The sequence below is a fragment of the Agromyces selenitireducens genome (assembly GCF_052748465.2).
This window is the reverse complement of sequence record NZ_CM188259.1, coordinates 3,504,879-3,526,152: the sequence shown is the minus strand read 5'-3', so window position 1 is coordinate 3,526,152 and position 21,274 is coordinate 3,504,879. Positions and strand designations below refer to the sequence as shown.

Sequence of the window (21,274 nt, the reverse complement as noted above, 5' to 3'; positions counted from 1 at the left end):
ACCGGGAACCAGGAAGGACTGACATGAAGCACAGCACACGCCGCGGATTCGCGGCCGGAGCGTTCGCCGTCTCGGCGGCACTGCTCCTCGCGGCCTGCTCGGCAGGCGGCGACGACTCGGGCGACAACGGCGACGCGGGCGGGAACGGGGACGGCGAGCTCACGCCCGTGCGGCTCCAGCTCCAGTGGCTCCCGCAGGGCCAGTTCGCCGGGTACTTCGCGGCCGTCGAGAACGGCTACTTCGAGGAGGAGGGCCTGGAGGTCGAGATCATCCCGTCGGGCGGCGACATCGTGCCGCAGGACGCGCTCGCGAACGGCGACGTCGACTACGCCATCGCGTGGGTGCCGAAGGTGCTCGGCTCGATCGAGCAGGGTGCCAACCTCACCAACATCGCGCAGATCTTCCAGCGCTCGGGCACCCTGCAGGTGTCGTGGGCCGATTCCGACATCGAGTCGGTGGCGGACTTCGAGGGCAAGAAGATCGGCTCGTGGGGCTTCGGCAACGAGTGGGAGATCTTCGCGGCCATGGCCGCCGAGGGCCTCGACTCGTCGACCGTCGAGATCATCACGCAGGACTTCAACATGAACGCGTTCCTGCAGGGCGACATCGACGCGGCGCAGGCGATGACCTACAACGAGTACGCGCAGCTGCTCGAGACGGTCGACCCCGACACGGGCGAGCTGTACACGCCCGAGGACTTCAACGTCATCAGCTACGAGGACACCGAGGGCGCCATGCTCCAGGATGCGATCTGGGCCGACACGGAGCGCCTCGAGAGCGACGAGGAGTACCAGGAGACGACGGTCGCGTTCCTCAAGGCCGTCATCAAGGGCTGGGCGTTCGTGCGCGACAACCCCGAGGAGGCGTCGGAGATCACCATCGCGGCCGGCTCCGGCTGGGGTCCGAGCCACGAGCTCTGGATGGTCAACGAGACCAACAAGCTCATCTGGCCGGCCGAGAACGGCATCGGCGTGATCGACGAGGCGGCCTGGGATCAGACCGTCGAGGGCGCGCTGTCGGCCGTGAACGAATCGGGTGCGAGCCCGATCACCGAGGAGCCGCCGGCCTCCGCGTGGACGAACGAATACATCGAGCAGGCCATCGAGGAGCTCGGCGACGACGTCGACACCACGGGCGACTCGTTCGAGCCCATCGAGGTCACCCTCAACGAGGGCGGCAACTAGCACCCATCCGGTGGTCGAGTAGCGAGCGCAGGGAGCGTATCGAGACCCGATCTCGAACTGGCCTGACGGTCCTACTCGACCACCGGAACCCCGATGAAAGGCAGCGACGCCATGACCGACAACCTCACCGAAGGGCTCGACCAGCTCGCCCGCGAGCTCGACGCCGAGCACGTGTTCCACTCGTGGTCGGCGCAGGGCCACCCGCCGCAGCTCGTCATCGCGAGCGGTCGCGGCACCACGGTCTGGGACCACGCGGGCCGGGAGTACCTCGACTTCTCGAGCCAGCTCGTGAACGTCAACATCGGCCACCAGCACCCGGCCGTCGTGCAGGCCATCACCGAGCAGGCCGAGCTGCTCGCCACGGTCGCGCCGTCGGCCGTGAACCTCGCCCGCGGTGAGGCGGCGAAGCGCATCGTCGCCCGAGCGCCCGAGCGGCACTCGAAGGTGTTCTTCACCAACGGCGGCGCCGACGCCAACGAGAACGCGATCCGGATGGCGCGCCTGCACACGGGCCGCGACACCGTGCTGTCGACGTACCGCTCGTACCACGGCAACACGGGCGCGGCGATCGTGGCGACGGGCGACTGGCGGCGCGTGCCGAACCGGTTCGCGCGCGGCCACGTGCACTTCTTCGGGCCGTACCTGTACCGCTCCGAGTTCTGGGCGACGACGCCCGAGGAGGAGTCGGAGCGTGCGCTGCAGCACCTGCGACGCGTGATCGAGTCGGAGGGTCCGGCGTCGATCGCGGCGATCCTGCTCGAGACCGTGCCGGGCACCGCGGGCGTGCTCATCCCGCCGCCCGGGTACCTCGCGGGCGTGCGCGAGCTGTGCGACCGGCACGGCATCGTGCTGATCGTCGACGAGGTGATGGCCGGCTTCGGACGTACGGGGCGTTGGTTCGCGTACGACGGCTACGACGTGACGCCGGACCTCATCACGTTCGCCAAGGGCGTGAACTCGGGCTACGTGCCCGTGGGCGGCGTGATCATCAGCGACGAGATCGCGGCCGACTTCGACGAGCGCGTCTTCCCCGGCGGGCTCACCTACTCGGGGCACCCGCTCGCGATGGCGTCGATCGTCGCCGCCCTCGACGCGATGGAGTCCGAGGGCATCGTCGACCACGCCCGCGAGGTGGGCGCCGAGGCGATCGCGCCCGCGCTGTCGGAACTCGCCGACAAGCACCGCGTCATCGGCGAGGTGCGCGGCGAGGGCGTGTTCTGGGCGATGGACCTCGTCGCCGACCCCGATACGCGCGAGCCGCTGCCGGCTGCCGAGATGGGCCGACTCAAGGGCGCGCTCGTCGAACGCGGGCTGCTGCCGTTCGTCGCCGACAACCGCATCCACGTGGTGCCGCCCTGCGTGGTCACCGCCGACGAGGTCGCCCAGGCGGCCGCGATCTACGACGAGGTGCTCGGCACCGTCGCCGTGTGAGCGCGCGCCGCGGCATCCGTCCGGCGCCGCGGCATCCGCATCTCGACCCGAACCGAAACCGACCCGGACACTCGACCGAGAGGAACGAGACCATGACCGACACCCAGACCGCCCCCAGCGCCGGGGGCAGCGCGACCGCCGAGGTCGTCGAGCACTGGATCGACGGTGCGCCCGCCGCGGGCGACTCCGACCGCACCGGACCCGTCTACGACCCCGCGCGCGGCGTGGAGCAGCGACGCGTCCGCTTCGCGTCGACCGACGACGTGGATGCCGCGGTGCAGGCCGCCGCGCGAGCCTTCCCCGGCTGGCGCGACACCTCCATCGCCAAGCGCCAGCAGGTGATGTTCACGTTCCGGGAGCTGCTCGCCGCGCGGTCCGAGGAGCTCGCCGCGATCCTCACGAGCGAGCACGGCAAGGTGACGTCGGACGCGCTCGGCGAGATCGCGCGCGGCCTCGAGGTCGTCGAGCTCGCGTGCGCGATGCCCGGATACACGAAGGGCGAGTTCTCCGAGAACGCCTCGTCGGGCGTCGACGTGTACACGCTGCGTCAGCCGCTGGGGGTCGTGGGCATCATCAGCCCCTTCAACTTCCCGGCGATGGTGCCGCTGTGGTTCTTCCCGATCGCGATCGCGACCGGCAACACGGTCGTGCTCAAGCCGTCCGAGAAGGACCCGTCGGCGTCGGTGTGGCTCGCGCGCCTGCTGCAGGAGGCGGGCCTGCCCGACGGCGTCCTCAACGTCGTGCACGGCGACAAGGTCGCGGTCGACGCGCTGCTCGAGCACCCGGAGGTCCGGGCGATCTCGTTCGTCGGCTCGACGCCGATCGCGAAGTACATCTACCAGCACGGCACCGCCAACGGCAAGCGCGTGCAGGCCCTCGGCGGCGCGAAGAACCACATGCTCGTGCTGCCCGACGCCGACCTCGACCTCGCGGCCGACGCGGCCGTCAACGCGGGCTTCGGCTCGTCGGGCGAGCGCTGCATGGCCATCTCGGTCGTGCTCGCCGTCGACACGGTCGCCGACGCGTTCGTCGACAAGGTCCGCGAGCGGATGTCGCGGCTCACCGTCGGCGACGGCACGCGCGGCACCGACATGGGGCCCCTGATCACGCGCGAGCACCGCGACAAGGTCGCCGGCTACGTCGACACCGCCCGGACGGACGGCGCGACGGTCGTCGTCGACGGGCGCGAGCACGAGATCGACGGCGAGGCCGACGGGTTCTGGATGGGCCCGACCCTCGTCGACAAGGTGCCCGTGTCGTCGTCGGTATACCGCGACGAGATCTTCGGGCCGGTCCTCTCGGTCGTGCGGGTCGACGGCTACGAGGAGGCGCTGGGCATCATCAACGACAGCCAGTACGGCAACGGCACCGCCATCTTCACGAACGACGGCGGCGCGGCGCGGCGGTTCCAGCGCGAGGTGACCGTCGGCATGGTGGGCATCAACGTGCCCATCCCCGTTCCGGTCGGGTACCACTCGTTCGGCGGTTGGAAGAACTCGCTGTTCGGCCACGCGAAGGCGTACGGCCCGCGCGGCTTCGACTTCTACACGCAGGAGAAGGCGGTGACGGCCCGCTGGCTGGACCCGAGCCACGGCGGCATCAACCTGGGATTCCCGCAGCACGACTGATCGGCGTTCGTGCGCGGCGCCCGTCAGTCGAGGGCGTCGCGCACCAGGCGGAGCGCGGCGAGCGCGGTCTGCTCGACGACGGCCGACGGGTCGCCGTCGAAGCGCCAGGCGGCATCCGTCACCTCGTCGCCCACGCTGACTGCGGCGTACACGGTGCCGGGCGGCAGGCCCTCCTCGGGGTCGGGTCCGCCCACGCCGGTGACGGCGACGGCCACGTCGGCGCCGAGCAGGTCGGCGACGCCCGTCGCGAGTTCGCGCGCGCACTGCGGCGTGAGCACCGACTCGGCCGTCACGCCGAGCACCTCGCGCTTGACACCCTCGGAGTACGCGACGACTGCGCCCGCGAACCACTCGGATGCCTGCTCGCCGCGCCCCAGCGCGCTCCCGATCGCCCCCGAGGTGAGCGACTCGGCGGCGGCGACGCTCATCGAGCGGTCGCGCGCGAGGCGACCGATCTCGTCGGAGAGGGACTGCAGGTCGTCTACCATGCGCCCATTCTGCCGAGCGCGCCCGCGCCGGGCACCGGGTTGACGGATGCCGCGGCTCAGCGCTTCGCGGACGCCGCCGCGAACCGCGCGACGGCGGCGCGTGCGTACGGCGTCTCGATCGACGCTCCGATCGTGCGGGCCTCGTCGTCGAGCGCGTCCTGGAACGGGCGGCCGAGTCCGGCGTGCATGAGCCGCTTGGTCTGGCCGAAGGCGGCGGTCGGGCCGGAGAGCCACGCTGATGCCACGGCGCGAGCCCGGTCGGCCAGGGCGTCGGGCGCGACCACCTCGGCGACGAGGCCCCAGTCGAGCGCCTCGGCCGCGGTGAGCGTGCGCGAGGTGAGGGTGAGTTCGAGCGCCCGGCGCACGCCGACCGCCTCGGACAGCAGCGTGCTCACGCCGCAGTCGGGCGTGAGGCCGATGTCGGAGTAGCGGCTTGCGAACGTCGCCCGCTCCGAGACGATGATCACGTCGGCGACGAGCATGAACCCGAGCCCGCCCCCTGCGACCGGGCCCTGCACGGCCGCGACGATCGGCTTCGTGCTCTCGCGGAGCGCGCGGTGACCGTCGTGGATGCGGTCGGCCAGCCGGCGAACGACCTCGCCGGCACCGTCCGATGAGCCGGCGGCGAGCTCCGACATCGCGACCACGTCGCCGCCGGCGCAGAACGCCCGGCCGTTCGCGTCGAACAGCACGGCACCGATGTCGTCGCGTTCGGCGATCTCGTGCGCGAGCTCCTGCCACCGTGCGATCGCCTCCGGGTCGACCGCGTTGAGCCGGGCCGGGCGGTTGAGCGTGACGTGCGCGAGGCCGTCGCGCACGTCGAACAGGATCACGTCGTCGGGCATGCTCGGATGCTACGCCACCGGTGTCGCATGCCGCTCCTGGTATGCGAACCTGCCGACCGAGCCGCTCCGACGTGCCGACGCCGAGCCCGGACGTCGGCTGAGCGCGCCTGACTCGCGGGGCCTACTGCCTTCGGCCGCTCGGGAATGGGCGGCATCGTGCGTGCATGAGCGTCCGGTCGCATCAGGTCCCCCTTCGGGGCATCCGCGCGGAGCGGGGCGGAGCACGGCGCACCGCCCCGTGAGCGCGGTGCGCCGCGCTCGAGGATCCCCCGGCTGCACCGTAGACCCGCCCCGCGCCGGCGTGGAGGATCGAGCGCTCAGCCGGCCGTCGACGCCTCGTTGCGCGAGGGGTGACCGTAGGACTGCTCGAGCCGCGCCGCCCGGTCGACGAGCACGTCGAGCACGGTGCGGACCGCGAGCCGCTCGGCGACATCGGGCCGCACGAGCGCGAAGATCCGGCGAACGGATGCCACGCCGCGGAGCGGCTTCAGCACGAGTCCCTCGGGCGGCGCCCCGGAGGTGTATCGCGGCACCAGCGCGATGCCCAGCCCGGCCTGGATGAACGCCTCGGCGAGGCGCATGTCGCTGAAGCGCTGGCTGACGTCGAGCAGCCGCCCGCCGGCCTGCTCGATCGCGTGGTGGATGCGCTCGAAGGGGTAGCCCGCCGGCACGCCGAGCCAGGTCTCGCCAACGAGGTCGGCGGGGGTCACGTAGGAGCGCTCGGCGAGCCGATGATCGGCGGGCAGGCCGACGTCGAGCGGCTCGGTGAGCAGCGGGAGCGCGCGGAGGCCGCGGCCCCCCCATGGCAGCTCACCGGGCATCGTGTGGGCGAGCACGATGTCGTAGTCGTTCGTGAGGTCGGGGAACTCGGCGAGCTCGGGGTCGAGGTCGGTGGCGCGCACGACGAGCCCCGCGATGGAGGAGAGGTCGCGCAGCACGACGGGCAGCAGGGTCGCGCCGATCGTCGGGAACGTGAGCAGCGACACCTCGCCGCTCGGGTGGTGGCGGAACTCGTCCCAGAGCGCGGCGGCGCGTTCCAGCGCGACCGCGACCTCGGTCGCCGATCGTGCGAGCGCATGCCCGGCGCTGGTCAGCACGACGCCGCGGCCGACGCGTTCGGTGAGCGGCATGCCGGCCTCGCGCTCGAGCACCTTGAGCTGCTGCGAGACGGCCGACGGCGTGCGCCCGGTGGCCTCGGCGACCGCGGTCACGCTCCCGCGTTCGGCGAGTTCGCGGAGGAGGTCGAGGCGGCGAACGTCCATGTAGCCATGCTACATCCTCACTGTAGTTCTCTGAGCTTGTGCTGAACGGTTTCGGGCGTCACAATGGATGAGTCGGACACGTGCAAGGGCGCACCCGGTCGCCCGACATTCCAACGAACTCCTCGAAAGGAACCGCCGTGTTCAGCCTCACCGTCCTCCTCGTCAGCGCCTCGATCGCCGGCATCGTCGGCTCGCTCCTCGTCACCGCTCGCGACGGATACCGTCGCCAGCCGCGCGAGACCTTCGCGCGCGCCGTCTGAGTCGCGCGACCGCGGAACCGCCAGGCTCCGTTGCAGGGCCGCCGAGCGAGGGAGGGACACCCCGCGGGGCGGCCCTACGTCGTCCCTCGGGCCGCCTCGACATCCGTCGCGCCCGGCGATAGCGTGACCACACCCAGGGGGCCCGGGGCGCCCGCGCGACTCGTTCCCCACGCGAACGAGGGAGCGAGCGGATGCCGATCACCCCGACCCCACCCGACGTGCCGGCCGACGCCGGCCGCGCCGTCGAGGACCCGGCGCTGCTGCGCACCTTCCTCCTCGGCCTCGCGGAGGGCATGACCGCGTCGGCGGAGTCGGTCGACCGCATCCGCGCCGATGTCATGCAGATCGCGCGCGCCTACGGGCTGGAGGACGTCGACCTGGTCGTCCTGCCCACGATCGCCTTCGTGCAGACCGGCCGCGGCGACACCGCGCGCGGACTCATGAGATCGGTGCAGGCGACGTTCCGGTTCGACCAGATCGCCGAGATGGGCCGACTGCTCCGGTTGGCGCGCGCGGCCGAGATCTCGCCGGCCGACGGCATCCGCCGACTGAACGAGATCGGCGCGATGCCGCCGACGCGGCACTGGTTCATGCGCACGCTCGGCCATGCGATCCTCACGGCGGGCCTGGCGCTGCTCCTCGCGCCCAGCTGGCAGGCGGCGGTCGTCGGCTTCGGCCTCGGGGCGCTGATCGGCGTGGCGAAGCTGGTGCGTTCGCAGACGCTCACGCTCGTGCTGCCGATCCTCGCCTCGTTCGTGTGCGCGCTCATCGTCTTCCTGCTGGCGCCCTACGTGGAGCTCGGCGATCCGCTGCGGGTCCTGATCGCGCCGTTGGCCACGTTCCTGCCGGGCGCGCTGCTCACCACGGGTGTGCGGGAGCTGGCGGCGGGGCAGATGGTGGCCGGTACGTCCCGCCTGGGCGCGAGCCTCGTGCAGCTCGGCCTGCTCGCCTTCGGCATCCTCACGGCGGGCACGCTCGTCGGCGTCGGCAACGAGGAGTACCTGCCGCTCGACGCGTCGGCGACGCTGCCGTGGTGGGTCGCCGGCATCGGCCTCGCGCTGTACGGCCTCGGCAACTACCTGCACTTCGCGGCTCCCGGGCGCAGCTACGGGTGGGTGCTGCTCGCGCTCGTCGTGGCGTACGGCGCCCAGCAGCTCGGCACGCTCGCCTTCGGGCCGTCCGTGAGCGGACTGATCGGCGCCCTCGCCGTGACCCCGCTCGTGCTCTGGATCGAGGATCTCCGTCGCGGCGCCGTGCCGTCGCAGATGATCTTCCTGCCGGCGTTCTGGGTGCTCGTGCCGGGCGCGTCCGGTCTCATCGGCGTCACCGAGGGCGCCGTGGCCGCCACCGCGGGCATCGGCGACTTCACGGCGGCCCTCGTCACGGTCATGTCGATCTCGCTCGGCGTGCTCATCGGGTCGTCGCTGTACCGGTTCGTCAGGCGCAGCGCCGAGGAGCTCTCCGAGTTCCACATCGACCTGCCCACGGTGCTCGCCCCGTCGGACGAGCCGATGATGACCCGCATCGCCGACGCCACCACGACCCGTGCCTCGCGCCGACGGGAGGAGACCGAGGGCCGAGCCGACGACCCGGCGAGCGGGTGAGCGGATGCCGCGTCGGGTCCCCTCGGCTGCCCGCCGGGCGCACCCGCGAGCGCGGTGCGAGGCGGCCGCCCGGCCGCGGCACGAATCGACCCCGCGGCACTCAGGGTGCACGACGTAGAGTATTCGGGTGACTTCCCGGAACCCCCAGTCCGCCGAGGCGCGCCGCCAGCTCGTCGACTTCATCTCGAGCGACGCGGTGTTCCACGGTGACTTCACGCTCACCAGCGGCAAGCAGGCGTCGTACTACGTCGACCTCCGCAAGGTGAGCCTCGACCATCGCGTGGCCCCGCTCATCGGCCAGGTGATGCTCGACCTCATCGCCGAGGTTCCGGAGGTCGCCGCCGTCGGCGGGATGACGATGGGGGCCGACCCCATCGCCACCGCCGTGATGCACCAGGGCGCGGCCCGCGGCCTCGCGTACGACGCGTTCGTCGTGCGCAAGGAGCCGAAGGACCACGGGCGAGGCAAGCAGGTCGAGGGGCCGGATGTCGCGGGCAAGCGCGTCATCGTCCTGGAGGACACCTCCACGACCGGGGGCTCGCCGCTGAAGGCGATCGAGGCCCTGCGCGCCGCCGGCGCCGAGGTCGCCGCGGTCGCGGTCGTCGTCGACCGTGACACGGGCGCGCGCGAGGTCATCGAAGCCGCGGGGGTTCCCTACCTCGCGGCCATCGGATTGAAGGATCTGGGACTCTCATGAACGGACGCGACGGACGCTACGACCCGGGCGACACGAACGACGCCGACTGGCTGCTGAGCCAACTCGGAAGCGGCCGTCGGCCCGACCTCGAGGGCCGCCGGGCCCCGCAGCCGCCCGTCGCCCAGCCCCAGCAGCCGCCCGTCGAGCCCGTATCGCCGCCGCCCGTGGAACGCCCGCGGCGTCGCAGCGAGGAGTCGCTCGACTGGTTCTCGCTCGCCGAGCCGGCGTCCGAGCCGGATGCCGCGACCCGCGATCTCCCGGTCGTGGGCGAGCCCATCCGGCGTCGCGACGAGCCCCCGCAGCAGCCCGCCCCGCCGGCGTGGGGTCAGCAGGCGCCGGCATGGAACCAGCCCCCCGCGTGGGACGACCGGCGACCGCCGGCCCCGCCCCGCACCCCGCAGCATCCGGGGCCGCAGGATCGCCTGACCTCGGTCGAGCCGCCCGTCGGAACCCCGGTGCCTCCCGCGTTCGGGGGTCCGCAGGCACCGCCGCAGCCGCCGCAGGCGCCGCCCGGCCCGGTCACGCCGCCCGCGAACTTCGCCCTCACGTGGGGCGAGCAGGCCGAGGCCCCGCTCGACACCGAGGACGGGCTCCGCGCCGCATTCCGCCAGCTCTCGGAGCCGGGGGCGCCCGCGCCGATCGAGGACGAGCCCCGTGCGGCCTACGAGGAGCCCGGCGCGCCGGACCCGCCCTTCGCCGGCTTCACCCCGCCGCCGGTCGCGCGCCAGTCCTTCACGCCGGTCGCCCCTGCCGCGGGCAGCCAGGCGTTTCCGCCCGCACGGACCGACTTCGACGACGCGCTGTGGTCGGCGCTCAACGAGGAGCCGCAGTCGCCGGAGGCGGCGTCCCGGCAGTGGGAGCCGTACGACGACGGACACGGCTACTCCGAGGAGCAGGCCTACGCCGACGCCTCCGGGCAGGACCAGGGCTACGGCGACCAGGCCCATGGGTACGACGAGCGGAGCTACGAGGCCGGGGACCTCCGGCGCCCCGGCCCTACGGACGACCGCGGGTACGACGACCCCGGGTACGACCAACGTGGGTACGACCAGCGCGGTTACGACGAGCGCGGCTTCGACGAGCGTGGTTACGACGAGCGCGGCTACGACCAGCGCGGGTTCGACGAGCGCGGCTACGACCAGCACGGCTACGACCAGCACGGCTACGACGATCGCGGGTTCGACGAGGGCGGCTACGACGAACGCGGTCACGCCGAGGCAGGTGGGCGCGACGGCAGCGACGACGTCCGGTGGTATGCCGACCGGGAGCACCCGGACGACGCGCACGGTCCGTCCGAGCAGCGCGACCTGCGCGACGGCGACCCGCAGGGTCGCGAGTCGGATGGCGACGGCTCGCCGATGGCTCGGGAACTGGCCCAGACCGGATACTTCTGGAACCTGACCCCGGACCCCACCGCGCCCGACCCGAAGGCGGCGTCCGACGAACAGCCCGGCCCCCGTCGTCGGGGACAGGGCGACCCGCAGCGCGAGCTGGCGGAACGGTTCGAACGCGGCCCCGCATACGCGGACGGGCCCGCTCCGCACGAGCCTGAGGCTCCGTACCGCGACGACGCCGTCGGCGCCTGGCCGCCCTCCGTCGACGGAGACGAGGCGTACGACGCCCACGACTCCCGGCCCGACGACCTCGCCGGCGCGTTCGCCGACTTCCGGCGGGACGACGCGTACGCCCGCGACGACGAACCGTACGACGCATTCGACCCGCGCGACGACCGCGATGCCGCCGAGGACCTCCACCACCTGTGGGGCGACCGCGGTGCCGGCGGGCGCCCGGACGAATCCGACCGCCGCGGAGAGCCGGGCACCGACACCGACGGCCTCGCGTCGCTCTTCGGCGGCGCCGGCTTCGGTGCGACATCGCCAACGCCGCTGGTCGGCGGCGCAGCCGGGGCGGCAGCGGCAGGGCGAGACGACGATCCGTTCGAGCGCATGGGCGGCGACCCGTTCGACCGATACGACCGGCGCGACGACCTCTCTGCGCGCGACGACCGCTACGGTCGGGACGACCGCTACGGTCACGACGATCGCGTCGGCCGGGACGACCGGTACGACGACCGCGCCGCCGTCGGCGCGCCCCCCCGCGCGCCGGGCGACGATGCGGGCGACCGGGGCGGGCGCTCGCCGGTGAAGGTGCTCGCGTGGATCGCGGGCGGGCTCGCGGCGGTGCTCCTCGTGGTCGCAGGCGTGGCGTTCGGCTCCCAGCTGCTCGGCGGCGACGACCAGGCGGCAGATGAGGCGGCCGGCGTGGCCGAACCGACCGGCCCGCAGCCTCCCGGCACCTACGCATGGAACGAGCTGTTCGGCGGCGAGTGCCTCGAGCCGTTCGAGGGTCCGTGGGCCGAGGAGTTCACCGTGATCGACTGCGCGACGCCGCACGCGGCGCAGCTGGTGCTGCGCGGTGAGGTCTCGACCGATGAGGCCGCGCCGTTCCCGGGCGAGGCCGAGCTCGCGACGCAGGTCGCGGCGCTGTGCGGTGCCGAGAACGTGATCGACCCCGACATGGCGGCGCTCGCGGGCGACCTGCAGGTCGAGGGCACCTACCCGGTGACCGAGGAGCAGTGGGACGAGGGCGAGCGCACCTTCCACTGCTTCGTCACGCGCCGGGGCGGCTCGCCCATCACCGCCGACGTGCAGGGCACGGCCGGACAGCAGGGCTGACGTGATCGATGCGGCCCCCGCCGACCCGGGCGGCCGGCGCGACGCGGTCGTCGTGTTCGGCTCGGTGAACGTCGACGCCACGAGTTACGTGCGCGACTTCCCGCGGCCCGGCGAGACGGTGCACTCCAGGGGCTTCCGCGTGGCCCTCGGCGGCAAGGGCGCGAACCAGGCCGTCGCCGCGCACCTCGCGGGCGCGCGCGTCGAGCTCGTGGCGCGCCTGGGCGGCGATGCGAACGCCGAGGTGGCCAGGTCGGCGTTCGCGCGATTCGGCCTGGCGGCGGACGCCGTGGCCACGGTGCCGGACGAGACGACGGGCGTGGCGCAGATCACGGTGGCCGAGTCCGGCGAGAACACGATCATCGTGACGGCGGGCGCGAACGCGTCCTTCGACTCCGAGGCGATCCGCGCGGAGTCGCCCCGCCTCGGAGGTGCGGCGCTGGCGCTTACCCAGGGCGAACTGCCGGTTCCCGCGATCGAGGCGATCGCGGCGGCGTGCGATGCCGCCGGCGTCCGGTTCGTGCTGAACCTCGCGCCGCCGGTCCCGGTGGGCCGCGCCGCGCTCGCCAGCGCAGACCCGCTCGTGGTCAACGTGCACGAGGCGCGCACCCTCGGGCTCGGCGCGGGCCTCGATGACGACGCGCCGGCGGAGGCGTGGCGGGATGCCGCAGCATCCGTCGTCGGGGCGCTCGCGCGCTCGATCGTGGTCACGCTCGGCGATCGCGGCGCCGTCGCCGCCGACCCGACCGGCGCGTGGACCGCACCCGCGCCCCGCGTCGACGCGATCGACACCACCGGGGCGGGCGACGCGGCGACCGGCGTGCTCGCGGCGATGCTCGCCGAGGGCCGGGCGCTGCCCGACGCCGTTCGCGCCGCGGTCGCCGCGGGCGCCCTGGCCGTGCAGCGGCGCGGCACCGTGGATTCCTACGCCGGGCGCGACGACGTGCTCGAGCTCGCCGACCGGACGGAGGCCGTGTGACCATTCCCGTGATCGTCGACTGCGACCCGGGCCACGACGACGTGATGGCGCTGTGGCTCGCCGCGGGGCACCCGGCGCTCGCGCTGCTCGCCGTGACCACGGTCGGCGGGAACGTGCCGCTCGAGCACACGAGCCGGAACGCGCGAGTCGCGCTGGCGGTCGCCGGCGTCTCGGGCGTTCCGGTCGCGGCGGGCGCCGCCGGTCCGCTCGCGCGCGAGCTCTCGACGGCCGAGTGGATCCACGGTGAGAACGGACTCGGCGGCCCGGAGCTGCCGGACCCCGACACCGCCGGGACGCGCGTGCCGCTCGACCCGCGCAGCGCGACCGAACTCATCGCCGACACGCTCCTCGCGGCAGCCGAGCCGGTGGCGATCATCGCGACCGGGCCGATCACGAACGTCGCCGTCCTCCTCCGCGAGCGACCGGACCTCGCCGAGCGGATCCGCGAGATCGTCTGGATGGGCGGGTCGACCGATCGCGGCAACGTCACGCCGTACGCCGAGTTCAACGCCTGGGTGGACCCGGAGGCGCTCGACCGCGTGCTCGGCAGCGGAATCCGCTTCACGATGGTCGGACTCAACGTCACCCACCGGGCGCTCGTCACGACGCGCGTGCGCGATCGGCTCGCCGCGGTCGGCAACCGCACGGCCGCCTTCGGCGACGAGCTGCTGGAGTTCTTCTGCCGCACCAACGACGAGGTGTTCGGCATGCCCGACGGTCCGCTGCACGATCCGGTCGCGGTCGCCGTGCTCGCCGACCCCGACGCGGTCGAGGTCGTGCACACGCGCCTCGACGTCGAGCTCGTCGGGTCGGAGACCGTCGGCGCCACGAGCGTCGACCTCGACGGCATGCTCGCACGCGAGCCGAACGCGCGGGTCGCGGTCGGCCTCGACGTCGAGCGGTTCTGGTCGGCCGTCGAGACGGCGTACGCTCGGCTGGCCTGAGGGCGGATTTCGGTGGACTGGACGTTCTGGGTCGGCGGCATCGCGATCGTGGTGCTCGTCATCGTGACGCAGGTGTTCCTGCACGAGAGCCGCTGGTCGCAGCGCCCGCGGCCGGCGGAGCCGGACGAGCCGGAGACGACCGAGCGGCCGACGGAGCGCGACGAGCCGGACGACCGCCGCTAGGCCGCCGTCCGAGTCCTCGCCCACCCGGACTGCGCGGCCTGCCGCGCCCGGGGACGATGTCGTCGGCGCGGCGCACTCGGGGCCGCCGGCGGGGCTACCCTCATCGGGTGACCATTCGCGATGACGCGCCCGGCTCGGCGCGAGCACAGCTCGCGGCGCTCGTGGGCGACGCCGGCGCGCGCGACCTGTGGCGCGGCGTGCGCGAACCCGCCGGCGACGACGCCCGGCCCGCTGCCGTACTCGTGCTCTTCGGCGTGCTCGACCACCTGCCGAGCGACCACCGTGCGCAGGCGCGGGCGGTGTCGCGCGACCTCGACGTGCTGCTGCTCGCGCGGGCGACGACCCTGCGGTCGCATGCGGGCCAGATCGCGTTCCCGGGCGGCCGCGTCGACGACGGCGACACCGATCCCGTCGCCGCCGCGCTGCGCGAGGCCGAGGAGGAGACCGGGCTCGATCCCGCGGGCGTCGAGGTGCTCGGCACGCTCGAGGAGATCCCGCTGGCCTACTCGGGCCACGTGGTCACGCCCGTGCTCGGGTGGTGGGCGGCGCCGACGCCCGTCGCCCCCGTCGACCACGCCGAGTCGTCGGCGGTGTTCCGCACGCCCGTGGCCGACCTCCTCGACCCGGAGAACCGACGCACGACCGTGCTGCGCCGCGACGGCGAGGAATGGCGTGGCCCCGGGTTCACCGTCACCGCCGCCGGCGCCGAGCGGGTCGTGTGGGGCTTCACGGGACTCGTGCTCGACGCGATGTTCGACCGGCTCGGGTGGACCGAGCCGTGGGACCGGGGGCGCGAGATCGATCTCGACTGACTAGAGCTCGACCTCGATCGGTTCGCGCGCGACCAGCTCGGAGACCCCGGAGAGGATCTCGTCGGGCCGGAACGGGTACTTCTCGATCTCGGCCTGGTCGCTGATGCCCGTCATCACGAGGATGGTGTGCAGGCCCGCCTCGATGCCGGCGACGATGTCGGTGTCCATGCGGTCGCCGATCATGGCCGTGTTCTCGGAGTGCGCGCCGATCTTGTTGAGCGCCGAGCGGAACATCATCGGGTTGGGCTTGCCGACGACGTAGGGCTCCTTGCCGGTCGCCTTGGTGATGAGCGCGGCGATCGCACCGGTCGCGGGCAACGGGCCCTCGGCCGACGGGCCCGTGGCATCCGGGTTGGTGACGATGAACCGCGCGCCGTTGCCGATGAGCCGGATCGCCTTGGTGATCGCCTCGAAGGAGTAGTTGCGGGTCTCGCCGACGACGACGAAGTCGGGGTTCGTCTCGGTCATCACGAACCCGGCGTCGTGCAGCGCGGTGAGGATGCCGGCCTCGCCGATGACGAACGCCGTGCCGCCCGGCAGCTGCTGCTGGAGGAAGTCGGCCGTGGCGAGCGCCGAGGTCCAGATGCGCTCCTCGGGCACGTTGAGGCCCGAGGAGCGCAACCGCGCCGAAAGGTCGCGCGCGGTGAAGATCGAGTTGTTCGTGAGCACCAGGTAGGGCGTGCCGGCGTCCTCCCACTGCTGCAGCAATTCGCCCGCGCCCGGCAGCGCGTGGTTCTCGTGCACGAGCACGCCGTCCATGTCGGTGAGCCAGCACTCGACGTCATCACGCTTCGCCATGGGCCCAGCCTAGGCCGCGCACATCACAGGCCGATGAACAGCGGATGCCGCGGACCCGCCCGGTCAGTCCGAGAGCACGAGGTCCCGCCAGTTCGGGGGCACCTTGCCCTCCGGGCCCGGCGACGGCTGGTCCTCGGGCCGGGAGAGCGGCGGGGGCAGCGGGAACCTCTCGGCGGAGGTGTCGGCCAGGTAGTCCCAGAACCAGTACTCGCCGGGCTCGAACGAGGCGACCACGGCGTGCCCGGTCTCGTGCGCGTGGCGGCTGGCGTGCTGCTCGGGCGACGAGTCGCAACAGCCGATGTGCCCGCACTCGACGCAGCGCCGCAGGTGCCACCACCAGCCGCCGCCCTCGAGGCACTCCACGCATCCCGTTCCCGACGGTGCGGGGGGCTGCTTCTTCTCATCCGTCATGCGAACACCTCCATCATTGCCAATGCCTGGTGGACCGAGGCGACGGCGCTCGACCCCTCGCCGACCGCCGCCGCGACGCGTTTCATCGAGCCGCGCCGCACGTCGCCCGCGGCGAAGACGCGGGGCACCGACGTCTCGAACGGCAGCGGCATGCGGCCGAGGTCGCGCCACGCGTCGTCGAGCGCGAGCACGTCGGCGCCGGTGACGACGAACCCGCCCTCGTCGCGCTCGAGCTCGCCGAGCCAGTCGGTGGCGGGAACGGCGCCGATGAAGCAGAAGAGGCCCGCGCAGTCGACCGTCTCGTCGCCGGTGCCCTGCAGCGTCACCTGCGCGAGCCGGTCGTCGCCGTGCAGCGCGGAGACCCGGGTGCCGGTCCGGACCTCGATGCGGGGGTCCTCTCGGATGCGGTCGACGAGGTAGCTCGACATCCGCTCGGCCAGGTCGCCCGAGCGCACCACGAGGTGCACGCGACAGTCGTTCGCGGCGAGTGCGAGGGCCGCTTGGCCCGCCGAGTTCGCGCCGCCCACGACGACCACGTCGGACCCGGCGACCTGCCGGAGCTCGAGCGCCGAGGCCGCGTGGTGGATGCCGGCGCCCTCGAACTCGTCCCACCGGTCGAGCGGGAGCCCGCGGTAGGCGACGCCGGTCGTCACGACCACGGCCCGCGCGCGCACGATCGACCCGTCGGCGAGCAGCAGGCGGTGCGCGCCGCCCGCGGCGTCGAGCCGCACGACCGGACACGGCGCCGCGATTCGGACGCCGAACTTGAACGCCTGGAGTGACGCCTGCGAGGTGAGGGCGTCGCCGCTCACGCCGAACGGGAAGCCGAGGTAGTTCTCGATGCGCGAGGTCGTGGCCGACTGGCCGCCGGGTGCGACGGCGTCGAGCAGTACGGTGCGGAGCCCTTCGGAGGCGCCGTAGATCGCCGCGGCGAGGCCCGCGGGCCCGGCGCCCACCACTGCGAGGTCGAACTCGACGTCGTCCTCGGCCGTGTACGCGAGGCCGAGCATCTCGGCGACCTGCCCGGGCGTCGCGTTGCGAACGATCTCACCCTGCACGATCGCGACCGGGAGGTCGTCGCGCGTGTACCCGTGCGACCAGACGTCGTGATCGAGCGCCGGGTCGTCGACGTCGACCCATGTGTGCGCGAGCTCGAGCCGCTCGGCGTACCGACGCAGCGCGGCGGACTCGGCCGAGCGCGAGGACCCGACGATCTTGAGCGTCCACGCCGCGGGGCCGTGCCGCAGCAGTTCGCGTCGCGCCCAGAGCGTGCGCAGCATGAGGTCGCAGAGCTCGTCGTCCTCGGCCATCATCCGCTGCAGCGCGTCGTGGTCGACGCGCAGCACGCGTCCGGGTTGCGTGACCCGCGCCGTGAGGAACGCGCGCTGCCCGTTCAGCAGTCCGAGCTCGCCGACGAACGTGCGAGGGCCGAGCAGGGCGAGCCGTGTCTCCTCCGTCCACCACAGCGCTTCGCGAACGACCTCGACCTCGCCGTCCTCGACGAGGATGAGGTCGTACCACCGGTCGCCGGTGCGGAAGAGCACGTCGCCCGCGGCGGCGTCCTGCGGTGTGCCGTACGCCCGGAGCCGAGTCCACTGGGCGTCGGTGAGCTCGGGCCTGATCTTCTGCTTCGCGCGACCCATGCGGCCATCCTCGCCCACGACGAGCGCGAGCGGGAGGGGGTGAAGGCAATCAGGCGGTGATCCAGATGCCGCGTCCGCGGCATCCGTCACGCGAAGCTCGCTGCCGGGGCCGACGCCCGCCGACTCGAGCTCGCGCAGCACCGCGGGGTCGCGGTCGCTGATGCGGATGACGCGGACGCCTCGTCGAGGCGCACCGTCGGCACCGACACCAGCGTGCCGTCGCCTGCGGGGATCGGGTCGCCGTGCGGGTCCGCGTTCCGGCCGGCGCAGTCGCGCGTCGATCGCCTCGAGCAGCCGGTCGGAGAGGGCGTGCTCGAGCACCTCCTCCTCGCGGATGAGGTCCACTGCGCCGCCCTCGATCAGGACCAGGTCGAACCGGCGGTCGCCGGTGCGGAAGAGCACGTCCCCGCGCGCGCGTCGAACGCCGTGCAGTATCGACGCATCCGGTCCCACCGGGTGTCGGACAGGTCGGGGAGGAGAGTGTGGGCGCCCTGGGTTCCCATCACCCCATCGTGCACCACGGGGGCGCCGGACGGGGGAGGCCGGGCGATCCGGAGGGGGATTCACGCCGGGGTCGTCTCGAGCTGCTCGGCGAAATGCTCGGCGAACCGCTTCACGGCGTCCCACTCGGTGTAGACGTAGTCGCGGGACAGGTCGAGTCCCAGATCGCCTGGCTTGTCCGCGGCGATCTTCTTCATCATGTGCCGCTTGATGAACCCGTATTTCGTGTAGAGCAGGGCCCCGCCGAACAGGGCGATCTTGTCGGGGCGCCAGCCCGACTCCTCCTCGAACTGGTCGACGTATCCCTCGGCCTCGTCGCGGTCGCCGTGCGCCGCAAGACTGACGGAGAAGAAGGCCGATGGCAGCCGTACCAGGGTGTCCAGGTTCTTCCGGACGAACTCGAGGGCGTGCTTGTCGTGCTTCCCCATGTGGATGGACGCCCCGATGATCACGGCGTGGTAGCCATCGGGGAGTGTGTCGCCGAGCTTCGTGAGGTCGACGTGGTCTGCGTCGTGTCCCCTTTCGCGCAGGACCCCGGCGATCACCTCGGCGATCTGGGCGGTCTGCCCTTCGGTCGTGGCGTAGGGGATGAGGACTCTGGACACGATGGCCTCCTTCGGTTTGTCGCGGATCATCGATGCGGGGTCACGGGCCGGCCCTCGTCACGGCTGTCGCCTCGCGTGCCGGCGGAGCACCAGGGGCATGATGTCGCAGCAGAGGCGGTCGGTGACGCCGCCCGGTCCCTGCCTGAACACGACACGGATGGGTTCGGTGTCCTCGCCCGGGAGGTCGATGCGGAACGCGTGAGGGTCGGTGTCGTCGTCGGGCACGAGGGGGAAGCCGAGGGCGAGCGCCGGGACCGGGGTGAGGAAACGCATCATCAGCCGGCCGCCGCGGACGAAGACCTGGGCGCCCGCGCCGAGCATGCCTCGCAGCCGGACGTCGGATGCGCGGGCGTCGAGGTGGTACCAGCCGCGCTGGTCGGCCCACAGTTCAGGATGGTGCGGCGCCGGCCCGGCGACGGTGGCCGGCGGTCCCAGCACCGCGCCGAGGATGTGGTGGACGGCGGCCGGCAGCCAGAAGTCCGGCCGGCTGGCGCCGTTGGTGAAGGCGAGGGCGGCGACGCCGTCGTCCGGCGCGAACGCCACGGCCGAGTGGTAGCCCGGGAGCGTGCCCTGATGGCCGGCAACCACCCGACCCGCGACCACCGACCGGAAGAATGCAAGACCCATCCCCGGGATGCGCGGGTCGGGTGTGTACTGCGGGGCGATCATCGCCGCGACGGTCTCACCTGACAGGATGCGTGTCCCGTCCGCGGCGCGCCCGCCCGGGAGCAGCGCGGCGAGGTAGCGGGCGATATCCCGAGGGGTGGACCACGCGGCCGCTGCGCCCACGGTGACCCAATCCATTTCCTGCGTGCGGACGACGCCGCGGGAGCGCAGTTCGTGGCCCGCGGCGAGCCGGGTGGTGAGACGCTGAGTGAGACCCGCGCGCTCGAGGGTGCTGTCCGTCATCCCGAGCGGCTCGAAGATGTGGGACCGCACGTAGGCCGCGAGGGTCTCACCGGTGACGTCTTCGACGATCTGACCGAGCGTTGCCGGCCCGTGGTTGGTGTAGACGAACCGGGTGCCCGGCTCGGCATGGTAGCGGAGCTCGCCGCCGTAGAACTCGGCCAGGGACGGCAGCGGGCGCCCGACCGGGAAGGACTCCCCGAAGTCCTTCGCGAGTGCGTCACGGTGACGCGCCACCTCGCCCAGGCCGGCGGTGTGGGTGAGGAGGTGGCGGATCGTGGGCGCGTGGAGGCCGGGGTGCGCAGGGGCGAGGCGGAAGGCGCGCAGGTCGTCGCCCGCGGGACGGTCGAGGTCCAGGCGGCCCTGCTCGACCAGCTGCATGACCGCCACCGCGGTCAGCGTCTTGGTGATCGACGCGATGCGGAACACCGTGTCCGGTGTGATCGGTGCTCCCGTGGCCGGGTCCGCCACGCCGTGGCCGCGGAAGTCGGTGAGCTCGCCGTCGCGCACCAGGCCGAGGGCGAGGCCGAGGGCGGGTTGGCGCGCGAGCAGGTTCGCTGTGCGGGTGGTGAAGGCATCGTTGCTGATCGTGACCATTCGGTTCACCTGGTTTCACCGCGGCCGCGGCCTTGGGGGTTTCCTCCCCCGGTCGTCCCATCTGCAACCGGGGTGGACCGCAGAGATCAGCGTAGCCACGCCTCCGGTCGGGCGACAAGGGGCGGGGGATGGCCTGACGCGGGGAAGGGGCCCGCGAGATCAGGCGGAGATCCAGATGCCCGCGGCCGCCTCGCGGGCGATGGTGCGGGCGGTGCCCTCGACGGTGATGATGACGGACGGCGCGCCCGCCGCATCGGTCACCCGCAGTTCGCAGCCGGGGCCGACTCCGGCGTCGTCGAGCTCGCGCAGCACGGCGCCGTCGCGGTCGCTGATGCGGATGACGCGGCCGACGTGACCCGCTGGAGCCTCGTCGAGCCGAATGGACGGCTCGGACACGAGGGACCCGTCGGCCGCGGGGATCGGGTCGCCGTGCGGGTCGCGTTCGGGCCGGCCGAGTCGCGCGTCGATCGCCTCGAGCAGCCGGTCGGAGAGGGCGTGCTCGAGGACCTCGGCCTCGTCGTGCACCTCGTCCCACGCGTAGCCCATCTCGCGGACGAGCCAGGTCTCGATGAGCCGGTGGCGGCGCACGACGGCGAGCGCTCGGGCCCGTCCGGCATCCGTCAACCGGATGGCGCCGTACGGCACGTGCTGCACGAGCCCCTGCGCGGCCATCTTCTTCACCATCTCGGTCACCGAGGAGGGGGCGACGCCGAGCGCCCCGGCGAGTCCCGACGGGGTGATGGGGTCGGGCTGCCACTCGGTGTGCGCGTAGACCGTCTTGAGGTAGTCCTCGATGGCGGGGCTCTGGGTGGAGGGCATCGGCC

At 73.0% G+C, this 21,274-nt stretch carries 20 protein-coding genes; 11 read left to right on the top strand and 9 right to left on the bottom strand.

Annotated elements, in window-relative coordinates; translation table 11 throughout:
- Nucleotides 1-23: 23 nt before the first annotated feature.
- The 3 genes from ACULK4_RS16595 (at nt 24) to ACULK4_RS16585 (ending at nt 4,243) form a co-directional block, all read left to right on the top strand.
- Nucleotides 24-1,184 (top strand): ABC transporter substrate-binding protein, encoded by a 1,161-nt coding sequence (locus ACULK4_RS16595; protein WP_445963495.1) that lies wholly within the window; start codon nt 24-26, stop codon nt 1,182-1,184.
- A gap of 111 nt (nt 1,185-1,295) precedes the next feature.
- A complete protein-coding gene (locus ACULK4_RS16590; protein WP_445963494.1) occupies nt 1,296-2,615 on the top strand; it encodes an aspartate aminotransferase family protein in 1,320 nt (439 codons plus the stop codon).
- Between the two features lie 92 nt (nt 2,616-2,707).
- Nucleotides 2,708-4,243 carry a CoA-acylating methylmalonate-semialdehyde dehydrogenase gene (locus ACULK4_RS16585; protein ID WP_445963493.1) on the top strand — a complete coding sequence of 512 codons (1,536 nt, stop codon included), beginning with the start codon at nt 2,708-2,710 and terminating at the stop codon, nt 4,241-4,243.
- Between the two features lie 23 nt (nt 4,244-4,266).
- Here the strand turns inward: ACULK4_RS16585 and ACULK4_RS16580 are convergent, their stop codons facing one another.
- The 3 genes from ACULK4_RS16580 to ACULK4_RS16570 all read right to left on the bottom strand — a co-directional run bounded on the left by ACULK4_RS16580 (nt 4,267) and on the right by ACULK4_RS16570 (nt 6,838).
- Nucleotides 4,267-4,731 carry a CinA family protein gene (locus ACULK4_RS16580; protein ID WP_445963492.1) on the bottom strand — a complete coding sequence of 155 codons (465 nt, stop codon included), beginning with the start codon at nt 4,729-4,731 and terminating at the stop codon, nt 4,267-4,269.
- Nucleotides 4,732-4,787: 56 nt separating this feature from the next.
- A complete protein-coding gene (locus ACULK4_RS16575) occupies nt 4,788-5,576 on the bottom strand; it encodes an enoyl-CoA hydratase/isomerase family protein (RefSeq protein WP_445963491.1) in 789 nt (262 codons plus the stop codon).
- A gap of 317 nt (nt 5,577-5,893) precedes the next feature.
- Nucleotides 5,894-6,838, bottom strand: a complete 945-nt coding sequence (locus ACULK4_RS16570) for a LysR family transcriptional regulator (protein WP_445963490.1) — start codon at nt 6,836-6,838, stop codon at nt 5,894-5,896.
- Nucleotides 6,839-6,975: 137 nt separating this feature from the next.
- Here ACULK4_RS16570 and ACULK4_RS16565 point away from each other — a divergent pair, with 137 nt between their 5' ends.
- From ACULK4_RS16565 to ACULK4_RS16530, 8 genes are all read left to right on the top strand, one after another.
- Complete coding sequence (locus tag ACULK4_RS16565; RefSeq protein WP_445963489.1) at nt 6,976-7,098, top strand: hypothetical protein; 123 nt, start codon at nt 6,976-6,978, stop codon at nt 7,096-7,098.
- Nucleotides 7,099-7,289: 191 nt separating this feature from the next.
- Complete coding sequence (locus tag ACULK4_RS16560; RefSeq protein ID WP_445963488.1) at nt 7,290-8,702, top strand: threonine/serine exporter family protein; 1,413 nt, start codon at nt 7,290-7,292, stop codon at nt 8,700-8,702.
- 127 nt (nt 8,703-8,829) lie between these two features.
- Complete coding sequence (pyrE, locus tag ACULK4_RS16555; protein ID WP_445963487.1) at nt 8,830-9,399, top strand: orotate phosphoribosyltransferase; 570 nt, start codon at nt 8,830-8,832, stop codon at nt 9,397-9,399.
- Entirely contained in the window at nt 9,396-12,074 is a 2,679-nt protein-coding gene (locus ACULK4_RS16550) for a septum formation family protein (protein ID WP_445963486.1), read from the top strand. The genes pyrE and ACULK4_RS16550 overlap by 4 nt, the downstream gene beginning before the upstream one ends.
- Before the next feature lies 1 nt (nt 12,075).
- Nucleotides 12,076-13,050 carry a ribokinase gene (locus ACULK4_RS16545; RefSeq protein WP_445963485.1) on the top strand — a complete coding sequence of 325 codons (975 nt, stop codon included), beginning with the start codon at nt 12,076-12,078 and terminating at the stop codon, nt 13,048-13,050.
- A complete protein-coding gene (locus ACULK4_RS16540) occupies nt 13,047-13,994 on the top strand; it encodes a nucleoside hydrolase (protein ID WP_445963484.1) in 948 nt (315 codons plus the stop codon). Before ACULK4_RS16545 ends, ACULK4_RS16540 begins: the two co-directional genes overlap by 4 nt.
- A 12-nt stretch (nt 13,995-14,006) precedes the next feature.
- Complete coding sequence (locus ACULK4_RS16535) at nt 14,007-14,177, top strand: hypothetical protein (RefSeq protein ID WP_445963483.1); 171 nt, start codon at nt 14,007-14,009, stop codon at nt 14,175-14,177.
- Nucleotides 14,178-14,290: 113 nt separating this feature from the next.
- Nucleotides 14,291-14,989 carry an NUDIX hydrolase gene (locus ACULK4_RS16530; protein ID WP_445964136.1) on the top strand — a complete coding sequence of 233 codons (699 nt, stop codon included), beginning with the start codon at nt 14,291-14,293 and terminating at the stop codon, nt 14,987-14,989.
- On the opposite strand, the gene ACULK4_RS16525 is transcribed toward ACULK4_RS16530, so the two are convergent.
- The 6 genes from ACULK4_RS16525 to ACULK4_RS16500 form a co-directional block, all read right to left on the bottom strand.
- Nucleotides 14,990-15,787 (bottom strand): HAD-IIA family hydrolase, encoded by a 798-nt coding sequence (locus ACULK4_RS16525; RefSeq protein ID WP_445963482.1) that lies wholly within the window; start codon nt 15,785-15,787, stop codon nt 14,990-14,992. It lies immediately after the preceding gene.
- 63 nt (nt 15,788-15,850) lie between these two features.
- Nucleotides 15,851-16,198, bottom strand: coding sequence for a UBP-type zinc finger domain-containing protein (locus ACULK4_RS16520; protein ID WP_445963481.1), 348 nt, complete (start codon nt 16,196-16,198; stop codon nt 15,851-15,853).
- Nucleotides 16,195-18,243: an FAD-dependent oxidoreductase gene (locus ACULK4_RS16515; protein WP_445963480.1), complete on the bottom strand. Its 2,049-nt coding sequence runs from the start codon at nt 18,241-18,243 to the stop codon at nt 16,195-16,197. Before ACULK4_RS16515 ends, ACULK4_RS16520 begins: the two co-directional genes overlap by 4 nt.
- 161 nt (nt 18,244-18,404) lie before the next feature.
- Entirely contained in the window at nt 18,405-18,947 is a 543-nt protein-coding gene (locus ACULK4_RS16510; protein ID WP_445963479.1) for a flavodoxin domain-containing protein, read from the bottom strand.
- 57 nt (nt 18,948-19,004) lie between these two features.
- A complete protein-coding gene (locus ACULK4_RS16505; protein WP_445963478.1) occupies nt 19,005-20,450 on the bottom strand; it encodes a serine hydrolase domain-containing protein in 1,446 nt (481 codons plus the stop codon).
- A 159-nt stretch (nt 20,451-20,609) separates the two neighbouring features.
- Complete coding sequence (locus ACULK4_RS16500; protein WP_445963477.1) at nt 20,610-21,269, bottom strand: metal-dependent transcriptional regulator; 660 nt, start codon at nt 21,267-21,269, stop codon at nt 20,610-20,612.
- Nucleotides 21,270-21,274 lie beyond the last annotated feature (5 nt).